16 protein-coding genes and 1 tRNA gene are annotated in these 18,370 nt (G+C 41.9%); 8 read left to right on the plus strand and 9 right to left on the minus strand.

The features are described from left to right. Positions 1–262: 262 nt before the first annotated feature. Positions 263–335, minus strand: a tRNA-Met gene (locus MMU07_RS05305). A 115-nt stretch (positions 336–450) separates the two neighbouring features. Between MMU07_RS05305 and era the strand changes: the two genes are divergently transcribed. From era to MMU07_RS05325, 4 genes are all read left to right on the plus strand, one after another. After that, the gene (era, locus tag MMU07_RS05310; RefSeq protein WP_241124801.1) at positions 451–1,341 is read left to right on the plus strand and encodes a GTPase Era; all 891 of its coding nucleotides are present in this window, start codon (positions 451–453) and stop codon (positions 1,339–1,341) included. Between the two features lie 12 nt (positions 1,342–1,353). Further along, positions 1,354–2,667: a ribosome biogenesis GTPase Der gene (gene der, locus MMU07_RS05315; protein ID WP_241124802.1), complete on the plus strand. Its 1,314-nt coding sequence runs from the start codon at positions 1,354–1,356 to the stop codon at positions 2,665–2,667. Positions 2,668–2,749: 82 nt separating this feature from the next. Then, on the plus strand, positions 2,750–2,965 hold the full coding sequence (locus MMU07_RS05320) for a hypothetical protein (protein ID WP_241124803.1): 216 nt from the start codon (positions 2,750–2,752) through the stop codon (positions 2,963–2,965). Between the two features lie 71 nt (positions 2,966–3,036). Next, complete coding sequence (locus tag MMU07_RS05325) at positions 3,037–3,663, plus strand: transcription elongation protein SprT (protein ID WP_241124804.1); 627 nt, start codon at positions 3,037–3,039, stop codon at positions 3,661–3,663. Here MMU07_RS05325 and scpB read toward each other — a convergent pair. From scpB to MMU07_RS05345, 4 genes are all read right to left on the minus strand, one after another. Beyond that, entirely contained in the window at positions 3,660–4,220 is a 561-nt protein-coding gene (gene scpB, locus MMU07_RS05330; protein ID WP_241124805.1) for an SMC-Scp complex subunit ScpB, read from the minus strand. The two genes, MMU07_RS05325 and scpB, sit on opposite strands and share 4 nt — an antisense overlap. Further along, positions 4,221–4,604: a TraR/DksA family transcriptional regulator gene (locus MMU07_RS05335; RefSeq protein WP_241124806.1), complete on the minus strand. Its 384-nt coding sequence runs from the start codon at positions 4,602–4,604 to the stop codon at positions 4,221–4,223. A 112-nt stretch (positions 4,605–4,716) separates the two neighbouring features. Further along, positions 4,717–4,872, minus strand: a complete 156-nt coding sequence (locus tag MMU07_RS05340) for a hypothetical protein (RefSeq protein WP_241124807.1) — start codon at positions 4,870–4,872, stop codon at positions 4,717–4,719. A gap of 59 nt (positions 4,873–4,931) precedes the next feature. Then, positions 4,932–8,213, minus strand: a complete 3,282-nt coding sequence (locus MMU07_RS05345; protein WP_241124808.1) for a lamin tail domain-containing protein — start codon at positions 8,211–8,213, stop codon at positions 4,932–4,934. Positions 8,214–8,456: 243 nt separating this feature from the next. Between MMU07_RS05345 and MMU07_RS05350 the strand changes: the two genes are divergently transcribed. Both MMU07_RS05350 and MMU07_RS05355 read left to right on the plus strand, forming a co-directional pair. Next, positions 8,457–9,446 (plus strand): aspartate-semialdehyde dehydrogenase, encoded by a 990-nt coding sequence (locus MMU07_RS05350; protein ID WP_241124809.1) that lies wholly within the window; start codon positions 8,457–8,459, stop codon positions 9,444–9,446. Between the two features lie 158 nt (positions 9,447–9,604). Beyond that, positions 9,605–10,789 (plus strand): class I SAM-dependent methyltransferase, encoded by a 1,185-nt coding sequence (locus tag MMU07_RS05355; protein ID WP_241124810.1) that lies wholly within the window; start codon positions 9,605–9,607, stop codon positions 10,787–10,789. 432 nt (positions 10,790–11,221) lie between these two features. On the opposite strand, the gene MMU07_RS05360 is transcribed toward MMU07_RS05355, so the two are convergent. From MMU07_RS05360 to MMU07_RS05370, 3 genes are all read right to left on the minus strand, one after another. After that, a complete protein-coding gene (locus MMU07_RS05360) occupies positions 11,222–12,460 on the minus strand; it encodes a serine hydrolase (RefSeq protein ID WP_241124811.1) in 1,239 nt (412 codons plus the stop codon). Between the two features lie 67 nt (positions 12,461–12,527). Beyond that, complete coding sequence (locus MMU07_RS05365) at positions 12,528–13,592, minus strand: aminotransferase class I/II-fold pyridoxal phosphate-dependent enzyme (RefSeq protein ID WP_241124812.1); 1,065 nt, start codon at positions 13,590–13,592, stop codon at positions 12,528–12,530. Positions 13,593–13,735: 143 nt separating this feature from the next. Then, positions 13,736–14,161, minus strand: coding sequence for a hypothetical protein (locus tag MMU07_RS05370; protein ID WP_241124813.1), 426 nt, complete (start codon positions 14,159–14,161; stop codon positions 13,736–13,738). Between the two features lie 442 nt (positions 14,162–14,603). Here MMU07_RS05370 and MMU07_RS05375 point away from each other — a divergent pair, with 442 nt between their 5' ends. Both MMU07_RS05375 and MMU07_RS05380 read left to right on the plus strand, forming a co-directional pair. Then, a complete protein-coding gene (locus tag MMU07_RS05375; RefSeq protein ID WP_241124814.1) occupies positions 14,604–15,281 on the plus strand; it encodes a hypothetical protein in 678 nt (225 codons plus the stop codon). Between the two features lie 16 nt (positions 15,282–15,297). Then, a complete protein-coding gene (locus tag MMU07_RS05380; protein ID WP_241124815.1) occupies positions 15,298–16,992 on the plus strand; it encodes a capsule assembly Wzi family protein in 1,695 nt (564 codons plus the stop codon). A gap of 50 nt (positions 16,993–17,042) precedes the next feature. Here the strand turns inward: MMU07_RS05380 and MMU07_RS05385 are convergent, their stop codons facing one another. Then, positions 17,043–18,359 carry a serine hydrolase domain-containing protein gene (locus MMU07_RS05385; RefSeq protein WP_241124816.1) on the minus strand — a complete coding sequence of 439 codons (1,317 nt, stop codon included), beginning with the start codon at positions 18,357–18,359 and terminating at the stop codon, positions 17,043–17,045. Positions 18,360–18,370: the final 11 nt, after the last annotated feature.

Raw genomic sequence — 18,370 nt, forward strand, 5'->3', positions numbered from 1 at the left:
CGACGAGCTGAAAGATATAAAATAAAAAAGGATACTATTTCTAGTATCCTTGTAGTAGCGGGGATTGGACTCGAACCTGTGTCCGCCGCGGCGGATATGAGCACGACGAGCTGAAAGATATAAAATAAAAAAGGATACTATTTCTAGTATCCTTGTAGTAGCGGGGATTGGACTCGAACCAATGTCCGCCGCGGCGGATATAAGCCGACGAATACCGTTCGTTGTAAAACAAAAAAACCAAGCATTTCTGCTTGGTTCCGAGTAGCGGGAACAGGACTCGAACCTGTGACCTTCGGGTTATGAGCCCGACGAGCTACCAACTGCTCCATCCCGCGATATATGTTTTTCTTAGAGAAATCTATGTGAAAACAGCCTTTCGCCGTAATTGTGGTACAAAGGTAAGGACATATTCTCTAAAATCAAGTACCTTTGCAGAAAAAAATTATTGTCATGACCGAAAACACACACAAAGCAGGCTTTGTAAACATCATTGGAAAACCCAATGTCGGCAAATCCACGCTCATGAATGTGCTTATCGGTGAGCGACTTTCGATCATCTCTTCCAAGGCACAGACCACCCGTCACCGGATTATGGGACTCATCAATGACGAACACTATCAGATTGTATTTTCTGATACTCCCGGCATGCTGAAGCCCAAATACGAGCTTCACAAAAGCATGATGAGTTTTGTCCACATGTCTTTGGAAGACGCAGATGTGATTCTTTTCGTAACCGATCTATATGAATCCGACGAGGAAATAGAAGACGTAATTGAAAAGATCAACCATTCCGGAGTTCCTGTACTGCTTGTAATCAACAAGATTGACCTCTCCAAAGAGGGGCAACTTGAGGAAGTGACGGCGTATTGGACCCAAAGAATCAAAGCAGATACCGTGATCCCGATTTCTGCCACCGAAAGTTTCAACACCGAGCGCATACTCCAAGAAATCCTAGACAGGCTTCCTTACCACGCACCCTTTTATGATAAGGATGAACTTACCGACAAGCCGGAGCGTTTTTTTGCTTCCGAAATCATCCGTGAGAAAATCTTCATCAACTACAAAAAGGAAATTCCTTACAGCACAGAGGTGTCCATTGAGGATTTTTTCGAAGAAGAAAATATCATCCGCATCCGGGCCGTCATCTATGTAGAGCGTGACAGCCAAAAGGGAATCATCATCGGCGAGGGCGGCAAAGCCATAAAAAGGATTGGAACTCAGGCGAGGCACGAAATGGAAAAATTCTTTGGCAAAAAAATCTTCCTAGAGACCTTTGTCAAGGTGGAAGATGACTGGAGAAAGGATAAAAATAAATTGAGAAAATTTGGTTACGACCAATAAGAAAATAACAAAATGGCAAATATAGTAGCAATAGTTGGGCGGCCGAATGTAGGCAAATCTACCTTTTTCAACAGGTTGGTAGAGGAGAGAAAGGCCATTGAGGACAATCTCAGCGGGGTGACCCGTGACAGGCATTATGGCCACGCACAGTGGGGAGGCAAATTCTTTTCTGTCATTGATACAGGGGGATATGTGATCGGTTCGGATGATGTCTTCGAAGCTGAGATCAGAAAGCAGGTAAAGCTTGCCATCGAAGAAGCAAATGTCATTCTCTTTGTGGTGGACTGCCTGGATGGATTGACGGATTTGGATAAGGATTTTGCGGCGGAACTCCGTGCTTCCAAGAAGCCCATCTATATCGTGGCCAACAAGGCTGACAGCCCGGAGAAGTCCATGTTGGCAGCAGAGTTTTACGGTTTGGGATTGGGAGACAATGACGTCTATCCCATTGCAGCAGTCAGCGGAAGCGGTACAGGAGACTTGTTGGATGAGGTGATCAAGCATTTTCCCGATGAAGGGGAAGAAGATCCTGATGCGGGCATACCCAAGATCGCCATTTTGGGAAGACCCAATGTGGGGAAATCCTCTTTCCTCAATGCCCTTTTGGGACAGGAAAGGTCCATCGTGACCGATGAAGCAGGAACTACGAGAGATGCCATCCACACGAGGTACAAACTCTTTGGTCAGGACTTTATCATCACCGATACAGCCGGGATCCGGAAAAAAGCAAAGGTAAAGGAAGACATCGAGTTTTATTCGGTGATGCGCTCTTTGCGGACTTTGGAAGAATCCGATGTGCTGATTATCATCATTGATGCGACGAGAGGTTTGGAAGCGCAGGATGTGAACCTGATTTCTTTGGGAATCAAAAACAACAAAGGCATTGTCATCATGGTCAATAAATGGGATCTGATCGAAAAGGATCATAAAACCATGGACAAGATCAAAAAGGAGATGATCGAAAAGTTGGGTGAAAACAAGTGGATCCCGATCATTTTCACTTCAGTGGAAGAAAAGCAGCGGATCATGCAGGCGATAGAATTGGCCGTGAAAGTCTATGAAAACAAGACCAAGAAGGTGCCTACATCCAAACTGAATGACATCATGCTACCGGAAATTGATAAATATCCGCCACCGGCCTGGAAAGGAAAGTACATCAAGATCAAGTACATCACGCAGCTTCCTACCAAAAACCCGGTATTCGCATTCTTCTGTAACCTGCCTCAGTACATCAAAGATCCCTACAACAGGTATCTGGAAAACAGGATCCGTGAGAATTTTGATTTTGAGGGTGTTCCGATCAAGATTACTTATAAAAAGAAATAAAAATATATTTTGATGAATTGCTTGACAATCTGATGAATGGTATTACCTTTGCGTGCTGATTTAAAAATCCAGACAAAAAATTATGAAAAAGGTATTTGCAATGTTCGCTGTAGCAGGTTTGTTATTCACTGCATCTTGCGGAAACAAAGAAGTTACAGAAGAAACTACTGAAGAAGTAGAAGTTGTCATCGAAGAGACTGAAGAGGCTGTTGAAGAGACAGTTGAAGAAGCTACTGAAGAGGTACAAGGTGCAGTTGAAGGTGCTACTGAAGAAGTTAAAGAAGTTGTAGAAGGTTAATTTCTTCTCACTCTCAAGAAAGTCCCGCAGAAATGTGGGACTTTTTTTTTGCATTGTCTTATATTCAACCCATGGATCATGAGTTACGGTTTTTGGAAACTTTCAAAAAACATGTCCCGCTGCCTGCAGCGGAATATTGTTGGAATTTATGGAAGGAACTGCCATTCAATTTTTACATCACCCGGACGAGGCAGAGCAAATTGGGGGATTTCAGGTACCGCAGGGATCAAAAAATCCAGACCATCACGATCAACCACGACCTTAACCCTTACCAGTTTTTGATTACCTATGTCCATGAGGTGGCACATTACCGGGCTTTTGAAAAATTTGGGCTGAGCATCAAGCCCCATGGATTGGAATGGAAAGCTACTTTCAGGGATTTGATGTCGCCGCTGCTGATCGATCAGGTTTTCCCAAAGGATATCTTGATTCCACTCAAAAGGCATATCACAAATCCCAAGGCTAGTTCGGGAGCAGATCTTTTTTTGAGTAAATCCATCAAAAGGTATGATGAAAACAAAGCTTTTGACATTTCTTTGCTTGCTGACCTGACACCGGGGGCTCTTTTCGAATTGCAGGGAAGGGCTTTCAAGAAAGAAATGACCCGAAGAACCCGTGTACTCTGCCAAGAGGTAAATACAGGAAGGAAATTTTTGATTTCAGCCCATGCAGAGGTAAAAAAAATTGAGAAAGATTAAGCCTTCTCTTCCCCTATCTGATTTTCTTCCTGAGAAAAATCCTTTGGCTGAGGCAAATCAACCAATGAATTGATCCCAAAATATTCCATAAACTTTTCACTTGTTCCATACAGCAGAGGTCTACCGACACTATCAGACTTTCCTTTGATGGTGATAAGTTCTTTCTCAAGCAGCTTTTGGATGGAATAATCACAATTCACCCCACGGATATGCTCGATTTCGGTCTTGGTCACCGGCTGCTTGTAAGCAATGATGGATAATGTTTCCAATTGGGCGGTAGACAGGCGTTTGTGGGATTGTTGCCTGAGAAGTATGGAAATGCTGGCCTGATAGGCCGGCTTGGTCAAAAACTGATAGCCCCCTGCTAGATTTTCCAAGGCAAAGGAAAAATCATCATGGCTATATTTTGATTGCAAGGAATCAATAGCCTCCAAAATATGGGCAAGGGGAACTTCAGATTCAAACATCTCCGTCAGACATTTTTGAATTTCTTCAATACCCAACGGAGATGGAGAACAGAAAATCAGTGCTTCTATATGCTTTGGTAAAAAGTCCAATTATTTTTTGGCAAGCTTAGCTTCTATCGAATGCATAGTATGTGGTACGGCTCTGAGACGTTCTTTGGAAATCAATTTTCCTGTATCTACACAAACGCCGTAAGTGCCATTTTTAATTCGGACAAGTGCATTTTCCAAATTGATGATGAATTTTTGTTGCCTAGCAGCAAGTTGACTCATACTTTCTCTTTCCAAAGTATCTGCACCGTCTTCAAGAAGTTTGGATGTAGACGCTGTAAAATCAGTTCCGCTGTCATTTTTTTTGCTCAAGGTTTCTTTTAGAATCAATAATTCTTCTCTGGCAACAGCGATCTTTTTCAAAATAATATCTTCAAACTCCTTTAATTCTTCGGGAGAATATGCGGTCTTTCCTTCTTGATTCATAATTTTATTTTTTTGATGTTTTGTCCCAATCAGGGTTGGGTGCTTGAAAAGTTCCCTAAAATACACTTACCTGATTAAAATCAAAAATTAAAAAACCGTTGTCTAACGGTTTTTATTGGGTGAGGAGATTTCGCAATCTTTTTTCCAACAGCTTTTCATCTAAATACAGGCGGTATTTGATACTCAGGTAACGTTGGATAGATTTCAAACTTTTGCCTTTTAGGATAAAGTAAGTTTTCAATGTTTGGGATACGATATCGGGTTTCATCTGAGGGGGTCTTTTTGGCTTCTCCTAAATTACTGATTTTGTGGAATTAATCGCCATGGTTATTGAAATTTTGTGCCCACTACCACAGTTTTTTTGATTTGATTTATTTTCCCCTGAAGGTCAAAAATTTCTACCCAAATGATATAAATGCCGGGTCTTACTTTTGAGCCGTTGGTATAGGTGCCATCCCAGAGATAAAAGCCTTCATTTCCCCAAACTGCATTTTGACATAATTCGCGTATCAGGCTGCCGTCAATTCCAAAAATCCTGATTGTCGCCAAGTTACCCGCCTGATCAGATTTGTAGGCAATGGTGGTATAAGGCTGAGTCCCCGGAGCATCCGGCACAAAAACTTTGGGTTCGACTTCGATTCCTATTTGGTTATTTCCCTCAAAAACATTTGAATTTTGATAACCGGGCGTGGCAAAACCTTCTGAGGAAGAGGCAGAATGCCAATTGTTTGGATTACCGATCGGTTGAAAAGGTGAAAGCCTCTCCAAAGAAATCCCTTTGGTTTCTTTCAAAAGCCTGTGGTGCATTTTGTCATTATAGCTGAGAATTTCAGAGATTGATTCATCAGGATTTAAGAATACCACATTTCCTGAGGAAATGGGATAACTTGGAAGAGAAGAGTATTCAATAAACCTTTCTTCCCGGCTTTTTGGATATTCCTGTTTGAGCTTTTCGGCATCTGTGGTAAATACCAAAAATGAATTGGGAACAAGGATAAATTCCTCACTGAACAATACTCGCCTGTTTGCCACAAGATTGTCATTGTTTAGGTTGGCCAATTTCCAGTCCTTTAAACTGATGAATTTTTGGGAGGCATTGTAGATTTCTACAAATTTTGGTGCACCTGTTCGGGGATTAAAAAGCACCTCATTCAGAACCACATCCCCTGATTGGGCAACGGATGGAACTACAAAAAACACTTTTTGGTCTGAGTCAAATAGATTTCCGGTACAGTCCCTCAAGTTTGAGACTTTCGATTCATAATAAATTCCTTCTTGAATGGCTTGTTCAAATTGAACCACAAGTTCATTTGGATTATCACCGATCCTGATGTTTTTGATCGGAATTGAGGGCTGAAATTCTAAGGAAACCTGAGTTAAATTTTGAGAAAGAATTTTAGAAAATGACAAAACAACACTTGTCTCTCCAATAAGCCTTGACCTAATAAACTGTAGGGGCAACAAATCAGGTGTATCCTCATAAACTGAATTCTGCTTTCCGGGAGTTCCTCTTTTGGGATCTGCGGATGGCTTGAGGTTGGTAGCGATATTACAATCCAAAAACGGATTTACAATTTCAAGGCTATAGCCACCTTGTGCAAAAACACTCCCCCCAAAAGTGGCTGTCGTGTAAGCCAAGCTGTCGATGACCCGGTTTTCCGGATCCAGGATTTTTACCCGATCTCCAGAATTCAGTAATGTGGGCCAATTGGACAAGCCAAGTACTTGGCCGTAATTTGCAAATAATGGGGCAGCCGTCCTTGGCGTAAGGACAATGTATTTTTGGGGTTCCAAAAGGAAAGGGGGAATGGTGGTTTTCCTCTTGGAGTTGGCCAACTGCAATCCTCCCAAGTAGATGGATCGATCGCCGGGATTGAAAATTTCGACATATTCCACATTCGGCAGAACGTTTCCGGAGCGCGGCGCAGGCATGATTTCATTGATGACAATATCCTTAAACTTGAGTTTTGGTGGGGATAAAAACTGAAAGGGGAAAGATTGGTTGGTCAAAAAATTTCCCTTCAGGTCTGTAAGTCCCTCCACTTGGAGGATATACTCTTTCTCTGATTCAAAGACAAAATTCCATTCCAGAAGGATTTGAGTTGCATTTTGTTGTAAAACCGCAGAACGGGGACTTTTAGCTAAGATCGAGAAATTGGAAAGGATGGAAGCAAAAACCAAATCCAAAGGCTCCGAAAACACAGCAATGATTTTATCCGATGCCAGAGGAATTACATTTACCAAAACAGGAGGCGTAATGTCCCAAACAAAATCCCTCGAAGAACCTGGAATGGGATATCCTCTATCGGTTGTCCTAGGGGAAAGCTTCAAAGTATAGGTCAGACTTTCCTCAAAAGGCTCATTGCTTTTCAATTCGATTACTTCAGGTTTTGGGAAACTGATCTGAAAACCAAACTCAGGCTTTTCTTGAATTTCAACATTCAGGTCTCCTTGATTCAAGGGCACAAGATGTTCGATATGCAGGGTCCGGTTATCGACCACAGCAATCTCCTCCACAAAGTCATCGTAAAAGAAACTTCTAACGTCAGGATCAGAATGTGGGATTCCTCTACTGTTTTGAATGTTGGAAACAGCAATTTGAAAATTCATATCTAAGGGCAAGTCTTCTGACAGGCGCAGCAGGACTTCAAATCCGTTTGGCAACAACTCCACATTGAGCGGATTTTTTCCATTGATCAAAAAATTTGAGGTTTGGCTGACTGATGAAGCAAGGAAAAATTGGCCAAAACTCACCTTGATTTGGTCTGCACTTTCTACAAGGATATCACCAATTTGGATGCTTGGATTGTCCAATTCAAATTCTATCTCCTCGGTAATCCTCCCATTTTTATCCTGAATATTCTCCAATAGGATCGGGATTTTCAAACTTTCAATCACCGTATTGGAATAAATCACAAAGGAGGAATCTGTATGGAACAAAACTTCTTCTATCGGAATTGAAGCCAAAGTGACTTGTTCTCTGACAAGGGACACTATTTCCCTGTCCAAAATCACTCCCAAAGAATAGGGTGTCAAAAGCTTTGCACTTTTGATACTGATCGGATCAATCATCTGATCCCCATCAAAAATCCCAAAGTCATCCATAAAAAACCTTGCGGAAGAACCTGTCCCGGGCCCATTTTTGACTTCTATCCTGACTACAAGTTCGGCCATATCATGGAACCTCTCCGGAATTGGAATTTCAAAAAGTTGATACCCCTTATTCTGATTGGAAAAAGTTTGGACACTTCCTACAGCCGTAATGTTTTGAAAATCGTCTGACACCGCTTCAGCAAAAGAAATCTCTACTATCGCAGGCCTAGTTCCGGTTCCGTTTTGTTTTGATTTTGCAAAAAAGGCGATTTTTGGTTCAAACATTCCCACTGTTTCTGTCTTGAAAAAAATGATTCCATTAAAGGAACTGATGGGTTGCACGGCCAAAGCCTTGGAACCAAAGCGCCCTTCACCCGATGCCTGAAAAACCCTCGCAGCAGTACTCCTTACTTCATTGGCAGACCAGTTCTGCAGAAATTCATCGGGGTGGCTGACAATATCAAAATTGGCTTCGAAATCCTGCACTTGGGAAAATACCAGTTGCGATCCGAACATTCCCCGAAAGAGAAAGGTTATAAATAAGACTTTGGCAAAAAACCGGGATTCCATATGACTAAAAATAAAGAACAGGTTTTTGTCAATCCGATTTTAAACGTTTAAGTGAGATAAATTTCAAAACCAACAAAAAATAAGCTGAATTATTGAAAATAAAGCAATTATATGTCGACTTGCTATCATTATTGAGAATTCTTGACTTACCTTTGCGGTTCAATTTTAAAAAAACAATCCAAAAACAAAATGAAACTAGCCGTTGTAGGAGCTACCGGATTGGTAGGCTCAGAGATCCTCGAGGTGCTGGAAGAGCACCAATTTCCATTTGATGAATTACTCCTTGTTGCAAGCGAAAGGTCCGCAGGAAAAAAGATGACTTTCAAGGGTAAGGAATACACGGTAATTGGATTGAAACAGGCTGTTTCTGAGAAGCCGGACGTTGCGATCTTCTCGGCAGGTGGAAGTACTTCATTGGAATGGGCGCCGCAATTCGCCAAAGTAGGGACGATCGTTATTGACAACTCCTCTGCTTGGAGAATGGACCCGAGCAAAAAACTTGTGGTTCCTGAAATCAACGCCAAAGACCTGAGAATTGACGACCGCATCATTGCCAATCCAAATTGCTCTACGATACAGATGGTGTTGGCCCTGAATCCATTGAGGTTGAAATATGGTATCAAAAGAATCGTGGTCTCCACCTACCAGTCTGTGACCGGAACAGGCAAGGCAGCTGTCGATCAGATGATGGCTGAGCGTGCGGGTGTTCCTGCACAAATGGTCTATCCCCATAAAATTGACCTGAATGTATTGCCTCATATCGATGTCTTCCAGCCAAATGGGTATACCAAGGAGGAGATGAAGATGATCAATGAGACCAAAAAAATCTTCAACGACAACAGCATTCAAGTGACTGCCACCACAGTAAGAATTCCTACGATGGGCGGACATTCTGAGTCGGTAAATGTGGAATTCCATAAGGACTTTGATTTGGATGAGGTGAGGGCAATACTTTCCAACACACCCGGTGTCATCTTGCAGGACGATCCTGCCAACAACATCTATCCAATGCCCTTGACGGCACACAAGAGAGATGAGGTATTTGTCGGCAGGTTGAGAAGAGATGAATCCCAAGCAAATACTCTGAACATGTGGATCGTGGCTGATAACCTTAGAAAAGGAGCAGCGACCAATGCGGTGCAAATCGCAGAATACCTGATGGAACACAGCATGGCGTGAGTGGGGGAAAAGACCGATGACCGATGACGGATGTGGATCGAACTAAAATCCAAAATTCAATCTTAAATCGTGAATTTTCCCTATAATTCAGTTAAGCAAATAGGTAAATATGTCCGCAGCTTTTGAAGCCCGGATATATTCCACATTTTTGTCAGGTCATGGCAATTTCAATTTATTCAGCAGCTTTAAAAAAATTTGTGCAGGACCACCAATCGGAGGATCCTGCACAATTGCTTTTTGCCTATTCGGGAAAAACCGATTTTGACCTCAAAGCGGCTGTGCAGCAGATCCAATCCCGTCACAAAGCCAAACATAAACTCCCGACTTGGACAGCCAATCAAGATCTTCTCTTTCCCGTCAGTCTTTCAATGGAGCAGGCTTCTTCTGAGGAAACCGCCAGATTTAAATCTGCTCTGGTCAAAGGGAAAACAATGATTGACCTCACCGGAGGATTTGGCGTTGATACTTTTTTCCTTTCGGAAAACTTCCAAAAAGCCATTTATTGTGAGAGGAATGAGGAATTGGCAGCGATTGTCCGTCACAATTTTGACCTGCTCAAACCCAGTAAATTTGAAATTGCGGAAGGTGATTCATTGGCATACATTTCCAAATCAGATGAAATCTTTGACCTGACCTATGTCGATCCGGCAAGAAGAGGCGACCACAATCAGAAGCTGTACAAATTGGCGGATTGCGAGCCGGATATTGTCAGCAATTGGGGTTTGCTCCAATCGAGATCCAATGCCATATTGATCAAAGCCTCCCCGATGCTGGACATCAAGCAGGCCTTGCATGAAATTCCGGAGATCCAGAAAGTATGGGTTATTTCTGTCAAAAATGAAGTCAAGGAAGTTTTGCTCCTTTGGGAAAAAGGGATATCAATTGGCGAAAGAATTATCCAAGCGGTCGATTTGCAGTCGGATGGTCCAAAGGGATTTTCCTTTACTTACGAAGAGGAAGAATCCAGCGAAAGTCTATTAGGTGAGGTGGGTAAATACCTGATAGAGCCTTATGCTTCAGTGTTGAAAGCCGGGGCATTCAGGAGTTTCGGAAAAAGGTTTGGACTGAAAAAACTCCATCCCAATTCCCATCTGTATGCCTGTGGGGACTTGACTCAGGGAATTCCCGGAAGAATATTCGAAGTCATCCAAGAAATCAGAAACCCAAAAAAAGAGCTGAAGCAACTGTTCCCAACGGGAAAAGTCAATGTCATTACCAGAAATTACGCTTTATCTGCCGACGAACTCAAGAAAAAATATAAACTCCAAGACGGCGGAAAGGAATTCCTGATCGGGACAAAGGTGGGGGAAAAGTTTGGGTTGTTTTTTTGTAGGTTATTTTAATCTTAAAACTGCATCAATTTTTCAACTACACTCACCACTTTAAACTGGAATTTAAATGTTGGTCCCGCAGACCACGCAGACTGACGCAGATGATTACGATAAAATGTCCCGAAAAAACAACTGACCTGTCCATCCCTTCTGCGAACATCCGCGAAATCAGCGGAAGAAAAGTATTCAAAAATTCCTGATTTGGTCCCGCAGACCACGCAGACTGACGCAGATGATTACGATAAAGTGTCCCGAAAAAACAACTGACCTGTCAATCCCTTCTGCGAACATCCGCGAAATCAGCGGAAGAAAAGTATTCAAAAATTCCTGATTTGGTCCCGCAGATCGCGCAGACTGACGCAGATGATTACGATAAAATGTCCCGAGAAACAACTGACCTGTCAATCCCTTCTGCGAACATCCGCGAAATCAGCGGGAGAAAAGTTATTTGTAGCTGAACCTGAAAGGTGAAAGGTCCGGGGAATTTTCTTTTTTTCTTTTTAATTCCAATTGGTACAAATATTCCCCAAGCTCAGCAAAAAACGGAAAACCAATGGAATCGTACTCATAGACATCGTCATTGAGGGTTTCGTCGGCATTGGTGTAAATGACAGCTGACACAAAAAACTCCGTTCCCGTCTCAAAATCCACAAAATAAGAACCGTCCAAAAGGAGCCCATAGGCATTTCCGGTTTTGTTGAAAATCCTGAAGCGCTCCGGAATGGAGCTTTTGTCCGTTCCGAATTTGAAAAACTTAGAGTAGCTGTCGTAAAATTCTGGTAATTCATATTTAGGGTAATCACTTTCCAATGGCAACATGGACATGTATTTCAAGACAAATTCCCTGTCTGCTTCACTGATCTGAAACCTTTGCTCAGGAGAAAATTTTTGAGGGAAAATGATCCTTTGGACGACACCATGAAGGTCCGAAAGCGCAAACTTATTTTTGAAGGTAAAATCCATCGGCGTATTTACCAATTCACCATTGCTGTAGTAAGCCTTTCCGATGTTTGGATGGTTTGTGTTGGCGTAGATTTCTGAGGTTTCTCTTGAAGGTATTTCCATCAAAATATTCCCTACACTGTCCACAAAACGAATCGGGTTGAAATGTCTGTTTTCCCCTTCGCTCATCGGCATGCTAAGCCGGTGGTTGATGATTGTATTGTTCAGCCCTTTTTCCTTAAGCTTTGTATTGATATAATCTTGTCCCAAGAGTTCGTACAACCTGTTATACGCATCATTGTCGCTGACAAGGAGGATTTTTTTGATGTATTGGGCGATGCTCGGCAGGTTATTTTCTGCCGAACTGTCAACCAAAGCGGGAAGCTGAGAAGGCCTGACCGAATCGGTAAGCATGATGGTATTTGCAGTAAGTCCGGCTATGTTTTGCCCTGCCAACCATTCCAAAGCCAATATCGCAACCGGAAGCTTGACTGTACTTGCGGGATAAAAATAAACCTGATCATCCAGACCCACATTGAAGTCCCTGAAAACAGGATTTCCCAAAGAATCCCGGTCAATCTGTGTGTACAGAATCTGTGCTTTGTAGGTCTCAGGTTGTTCCAAAACCTCCCTGAGAACAGGATAGCTTTCCGGGATATCCGCAAATGGAACAGGCTCTTTTTGGGAACAGGAAATCAACAGAATACCGATCAGGAAAAGCAAAACAGGTTTTTGTAACATGCGCATCAAATTTGACTTCAAGTAAGCCATATTCCTTTTTTTACCCAAACAACAGGTTTAAAAATCTTCAGATAAGGCTTGTAATGGCCTTGTAGAGTAGCAGGATATCCGACTCTTCGTGACAGCCCGAAACCACAATCCTGTTTGCAAATGGATCAGTTGGCTTTGGGTAAGGAAAGGAGGAAACGATGATACCTGCCTCTTCAAGCTCGGTAACCCAATTTTGATCAGGAAAGGAGAAAACAGGAAAATCGCCGGATTGAAGGAATTCGGATTGTCCTCCCAATAAACTTTTGAACAGGCTGAGGTTGGATTTGGATTTTGCGCGCTGCGCTTCAAAAAGATGCTGTCCCTGAAGAAATGCCTGCAAAAATCCCGGCGTCGGTGGCGAGGAAGTACGGAAAATAGACATTTGGGAGATTCCTGAAATGGTTTTTTCATCTGCCAAAATGATTCCGGCAGGAAGGGAAAGTCCTTTTCCCAAAGAACCAGATATGACTAAATTCACAGGAAGGTTTTTCCATTGGCTATACGTTCCAAAAATATCCTCACCCAAAATCCCTAAGGCATGGCTGTCGTCGATGAGTAAAGTATAATGGTGCCGTGATGGCAGTTCCCTTATCCAATCAAAATCATGGACAGCAGGTTTTAGCGGATCAACGGCATTGGCCAAAATCAGGATCTTGGAGGTGGGAAGATTCTCGCAGGTTTCCTTGCAATAGCCGACCCAATAATCAAAACTTGGATTGGGGAAGGGATGAAGCCCCTCTGCCAAAACCGCGGGATGCGTATCAGGAGCGATAAAAATCTGATAGGCATCTTTCTTTAAATAAGAGATGGCTGCAGTTCCGGCTAGATAGCCGCTGCTCCAAACCAGGGATTTTTCAGCCTTTGCCTTTTCTGCAAAAAAAACCTCAAACTGCTCGTAGACAGACAAACGAACATTATTGACCCGGCTGAGTCCATGGCTGATGCCGTACTTGGAGATTCCTTCGATGACCAGTTTTTCGAATGCTTCCACCCCTCCCATACCCAGATAGGCCGTTCCGCTAAAAAACAAAAACTCCCTGCCATCTTGGACGACGGTTCTTCCGATTTTGGAGTGGAGTCCAAAGGGTTTTTGGATGGTCATGAGCTTGGGATATTTGGATTTGGGCCGAAGGTTGAAAATCTGACAAGCTGTAAATTAATTAAAGATGAGATATTTTTCACTTTAACTAGCTCAAAGAAAGAATCCCAATTTAGCAAAATGACTGAGTTAGGGTATTTTTGGATTTAATCCCTCATCCCAAATTGATCTATGACCTGTTTCCCATTTTTTGTCAGAGGGAAACTTAATTCTTTCCAAGCTGTTCCTTCGATGCCTGTTAAGGTAATTCCGTCCTTGGTTCTGGTGATTGTAAATAAATAATCAGCGAGTTTGGGATCTTTATAAGTTGATACTTTCTCTAATTGTGTCATCCCATATTCATCAATTGCTTGCGGTTTGTTGTTAGCAAGATTAAAGCTTAAATCAATCCAGGCACTTCCTTCAGAGCTTTTCATTTTAAGCTCATTATCAGTTTTTTCAATTGTAATTTTGAAATCTTTGAGGTCTGATAAACTCTGATCCTGCGCATTTGATGAAAAGCCTAAAGTAAATAAGAATGAAGCTATCAGGGACTTTGTATATATGCTTTTGAATTTTGGTTGAATTCTCATTTTTCTTATTTTTTGATGACTGAATTTCGTTTTATTTTTTTTACGAACACATAATTCGGTTTGTTTCAAGAGAAAATTTAATGTCCGGTTCAATATTGGCAGTGATATAATTCACCGTAACCGAGGCTTCTCTTTACTCTAAACTTAAAACTATTTTTTCAAATACCCAATTCTCCAAATGGGGAAATTTTAATTGTTATCTAAATCAAAAAGAAACTTTTGCAGGTAACCACAGGGTGAATACTTCCGGGTGAGTTTTTGTTCTGACATTTGGGTTGGTTGGCTTTCAAGGCTAGGTTTATTTCTACAAATTTTGCTTTAAGTTCAGTCAAAATGAGCCCTTTTAGCTTCTTATTCCATCAAAAATTCATTTATTTGTAATCCGATTGTCACCTGTAAGTTCCACTATACAGTGGTTTTGCAAAAAATACTCTTCAATTGTATGCTTCCCAAGATTAAACTGTCTTTTCTCTTTTTTTTCATGCTTTTGATTATTTCGCTTGGGCTCGGTTCCTGTCAGCAAGATACTGTCTGTGACTGTGCGGGAGTGGATGAGGTTTATTCCAATGATTTTTCAAAATCCGACCTTAGCAATATAGAAAATGGCAGGCTGTTGGTATTTCAAAGGGATACACTGCTTGGCAATTACAACAATGAGGAAGTTTCCCTGACTCTTCAGCAATTGCCGAAGCACAACATTGTCCGGGTGACAGTGGAGCTTTGGGTTCACGATTCCTGGGACGGCAATCCGGATAATGCTATTGGTGGGCCTGATTTTTGGTATATGAAAGTAGAGGGAGAGGAAGTGATGCGGACGACTTTTTCTAATACGCCCTGCGAATCGACATTTTGTCCAAGGCAGTCTTATCCTCACGATTATTTCAGACAGAATTTTCCAAAAACCGGAGCTATCCGAACCAACATTCCCGGGCTTTGTCACCTTGCAAACCAGCCCAACAATACGACTGTGTACAGAATTACAAAATTGGTAAAGCATGCGGACCAAAAAGTGAGGATTACTTTGGGAGACCAACTCCTCCAAACCAACAGCCCAAACCCAAAATGTGACGAAAGCTGGTCCGTAGGCAAAATTGAAGTAGCAACCTTGTTTGTAATGTAATCGGATGAAGACAAGTATGATAGCATCTTTCAGATTTGGGTTGGTTCTTTTCCATTTACTTCTATTTGCAAGGGTATCTTTTTCCCAATCGGTGGCGGTGGGCACGCCGGTACACGAGGAATATATGCGAAGGATGCAGCTTGAAGGCAAATTGAATGACAAAAGCAGTTTTTTGATCAGGCCAATCCTTCCTGTTCATGTTTTTGACCGGGAGGTGGGTTTTGACCTTGACAGCACATTTATTGATATGGATACCTCTCCATTCTATGGATTTATTGGAAAGAAGAAAAAGCTAAAGTTTCTCATGATGCCTGTTACCAACAGGTTTCAATATACTTCCAACTATGCATTTGGATTGAATGATGGGCCGATGATTCCTAACAGGGGCATACAGAATATCTTCAGTCTCGGAACATATCTGGAATATGGAAAATTCAGCATTCAGCTTCAGCCCGAATTCCTGCTTGCCCAAAACAAAGATTACCTTGGATTTCCTATAGAGCATCAGTCTACGATTCTATATTACTATGAATACATGAATAGGATTGATATGCCGGAGCGTTTTGGGACCGAACCCTTAAATAGTATTCTACCCGGACAATCCAGTTTTAGGTTCAACCACAAAGGAATGTCTCTTGGTATTTCGACTGAAAACCTGTGGTGGGGACCGGGCAAAAGGAACTCATTGCTCATGAGCAATAATGCACCCGGGTTTTTACATTTTACCTTCAATACCCAAAAGCCTATAAAGACCAAAATCGGACATTTTGAGGGGCAGTTAATTTCCGGTTTTCTAAAAAGCACCAGTTACCCGTCTCCTCATTCAGATTATGTTTTCCAACAAAATGCTGTTTTAGTTCCAAAAAGGCAAAACGGGGACAGGTATATTTCTGGGTTGATTTTAACTTACCAGCCCAAGTGGTTGCCGGGTTTGTCCCTAGGTTATGGTTCAATAAACCATATGTACAGGGCGGATATGGAGACTTTTGCTGATTATCTACCTGTCTTCAACGGTGAAAAAGGATTTTTTGAAGTGCATAATCCTACCAGAGACCGAAGGCAGCAATTTAGCTCAGGTTTTTTCAGATGGCTGAGTTCAGAAGGCCATTTTGAGTTTTATGGGGAATACGGAACCAATGGAAATAGTATCAGGGCTGCAGATTTTTTAATCACTCCTGAGAGAAACAGGGCCTTTACATTAGGTTTTTCAACTTTGATCCCATTAAGAAGAGACAGGCAGTTTATTCAGATCAGTTCGGAAATGACCCAATCAGGTCAGACGATCAGGGAAAGTATCCGAAACCTTGACACATGGTATATTCATAACCATGTGAGGCATGGTTATACCCATCAGGGTCAGGTTTTGGGTATAGGATATGGTCCTGCGGCCAACGTCAATTGGGCAGAATTAGCTTGGGTAAGGGATTTTAGCAAAATCGCTTTTCACATGGAACGAATAGTCTACAACAATGACTTTTATAATTTCAGGTTTGAGGCTTCCAAAGATTGGAGAAGCAAATATGTGGACCTTGTGCCGTCTCTTGTTACAGAGTGGAGATTTGGAAATCTCCTTGCCCATGGCAATTTTCAATATGTCAATACCTGGAATTATAAATGGTACCTTGAAAATCAACCCGACATTTATTTTGTGCCCGGTCTTGATAGAGGAAATCTAGTCCTCAACATTGGACTTACCTATATCCTAAAATAAAAAGAGGCTTTATAAAAAGCCTCCTTTCAAGTTGCAAACCGTTTTACTTTTTATTTTTTGGTAAGCACAAAATTTCCGGCACCTTGCTTCAGGGTCATCTCGTTGGACTCCGGATTGAATTCCAAGGTCAGTCCAGCAGGGGTAAATATAAAAACATTCTCTTCTTTATACTCTAATGAGAATTTGGGTTGGCCTGTAGCCTGTCCGATCAGCGTTGTATTTTCTTTGGTAATGGTCACTTCCAAAGGAAAAGAAGGGCTTCCATACACACCTAGATATGGATCCAAATCTTCTGACTTGAGGGTATTGGCGGAGAAGGTCGGAATGGCATATTCTTTCCCAAAATACGCACTCAAAACCGCAATGGCAGCTTGGTTTGGGTCATAGCTGGATCCGTTGACAGCCATGGCAAAGGCAAGTTTTTGTTCCGGAAAATAACTCAGCATGGATTTGAATTCGTCAATACCGCCTGTATGTCCAAACGACATCTTATCATAGAATGGTATTGCAAACATTCCCCTGCCAAAATTATCTTTCAACTCCATCATCAAAGCAAGACTTGTGGAAGAAATAATTTCCCCTGCAAAAAGGCCTTCAATAAATTTTGTAAGATCTTCTGTAGTGGAGACAATAGCTCCTGCACCCAAAGGAATTGACATGTCTGTCTCTGTTTCTTTCTCCCATTTCCCTACAAATTTGTAAGAATAGGATTCCTGAGACGCTATGGCAGTCCTTTGTCCCACATAAGTATCGTCGAGCTGTAAGGGCCCAGTGATGTGTTTTTTGAGAAGATCCGGATAAGGCTGCCTGTAAATGTCTTCCAATATCCAAGTCAGCAGGACATAATTGGAGTTGCTGTAATCGGCTTTGGAGTCAGGTTCAAAGTCGCTTCCTCCTTCTTTTATGATATCATAAAGTCCCTTTCTGGACTTATTCTGTGTATTCCAAGTCAAGTAATCAGGTCTTGAAGTAATGCTTTGGATACCACTTCTATGGTTCAATAAATGGCTGATGCTGATGTTGGAGGCATTTTCTATTTCCGGAAAGAACTTGTCAATTTTTTGGTCAAGGCTGATTTTACCTTCTTCCGTAGCTTTCATTATCAAAGCTGAGGTAAACATCTTCGTGATAGATCCAACCCGGTATTTTGTAGCAGAAGTGGCAGGGACATTGGCCGCGACATCAGCAAAACCAAAGGCTTTTTGATAGACTACTTTGCCCTCATGGGAGAGGGTGACGGAGCCCATCATTTTCTGATTGTCAGCCAAAGTTTGAAAATATTGGTCGAGCTTGGCTTTATCGAAGTTTTGGGCAAGCAGACTTTGAAATAAAAGGAGAGCAATTATGGTTGATAATAATTTTGCCATGATGACTTATC

Source organism: Cognataquiflexum nitidum, assembly GCF_022538055.1.
GTDB classification, from domain to species: Bacteria; Bacteroidota; Bacteroidia; order Cytophagales; family Cyclobacteriaceae; genus Cognataquiflexum; species Cognataquiflexum nitidum.

Excerpts from the sequence above, each read along its gene's own strand:
- MMU07_RS05360 (WP_241124811.1), bottom strand. The coding sequence starts at position 12,460 with ATGTTACAAAAACCTGTTTTGCTTTTCCTGATCGGTATTCTGTTGATT.
- MMU07_RS05365 (WP_241124812.1), bottom strand. The coding sequence starts at position 13,592 with ATGACCATCCAAAAACCCTTTGGACTCCACTCCAAAATCGGAAGAACC.
- MMU07_RS05345 (WP_241124808.1), bottom strand. The coding sequence starts at position 8,213 with ATGTTCGGATCGCAACTGGTATTTTCCCAAGTGCAGGATTTCGAAGCC.
- MMU07_RS05370 (WP_241124813.1), bottom strand. The coding sequence starts at position 14,161 with ATGAGAATTCAACCAAAATTCAAAAGCATATATACAAAGTCCCTGATA.
- MMU07_RS05335 (WP_241124806.1), bottom strand. The coding sequence starts at position 4,604 with ATGAATCAAGAAGGAAAGACCGCATATTCTCCCGAAGAATTAAAGGAG.
- MMU07_RS05380 (WP_241124815.1), top strand. The coding sequence starts at position 15,298 with ATGATAGCATCTTTCAGATTTGGGTTGGTTCTTTTCCATTTACTTCTA.
- MMU07_RS05320 (WP_241124803.1), top strand. The coding sequence starts at position 2,750 with ATGAAAAAGGTATTTGCAATGTTCGCTGTAGCAGGTTTGTTATTCACT.
- MMU07_RS05375 (WP_241124814.1), top strand. The coding sequence starts at position 14,604 with ATGCTTCCCAAGATTAAACTGTCTTTTCTCTTTTTTTTCATGCTTTTG.
- era (WP_241124801.1), top strand. The coding sequence starts at position 451 with ATGACCGAAAACACACACAAAGCAGGCTTTGTAAACATCATTGGAAAA.
- der (WP_241124802.1), top strand. The coding sequence starts at position 1,354 with ATGGCAAATATAGTAGCAATAGTTGGGCGGCCGAATGTAGGCAAATCT.
- MMU07_RS05350 (WP_241124809.1), top strand. The coding sequence starts at position 8,457 with ATGAAACTAGCCGTTGTAGGAGCTACCGGATTGGTAGGCTCAGAGATC.
- MMU07_RS05340 (WP_241124807.1), bottom strand. The coding sequence starts at position 4,872 with ATGAAACCCGATATCGTATCCCAAACATTGAAAACTTACTTTATCCTA.
- MMU07_RS05385 (WP_241124816.1), bottom strand. The coding sequence starts at position 18,359 with ATGGCAAAATTATTATCAACCATAATTGCTCTCCTTTTATTTCAAAGT.
- MMU07_RS05325 (WP_241124804.1), top strand. The coding sequence starts at position 3,037 with ATGGATCATGAGTTACGGTTTTTGGAAACTTTCAAAAAACATGTCCCG.
- MMU07_RS05355 (WP_241124810.1), top strand. The coding sequence starts at position 9,605 with ATGGCAATTTCAATTTATTCAGCAGCTTTAAAAAAATTTGTGCAGGAC.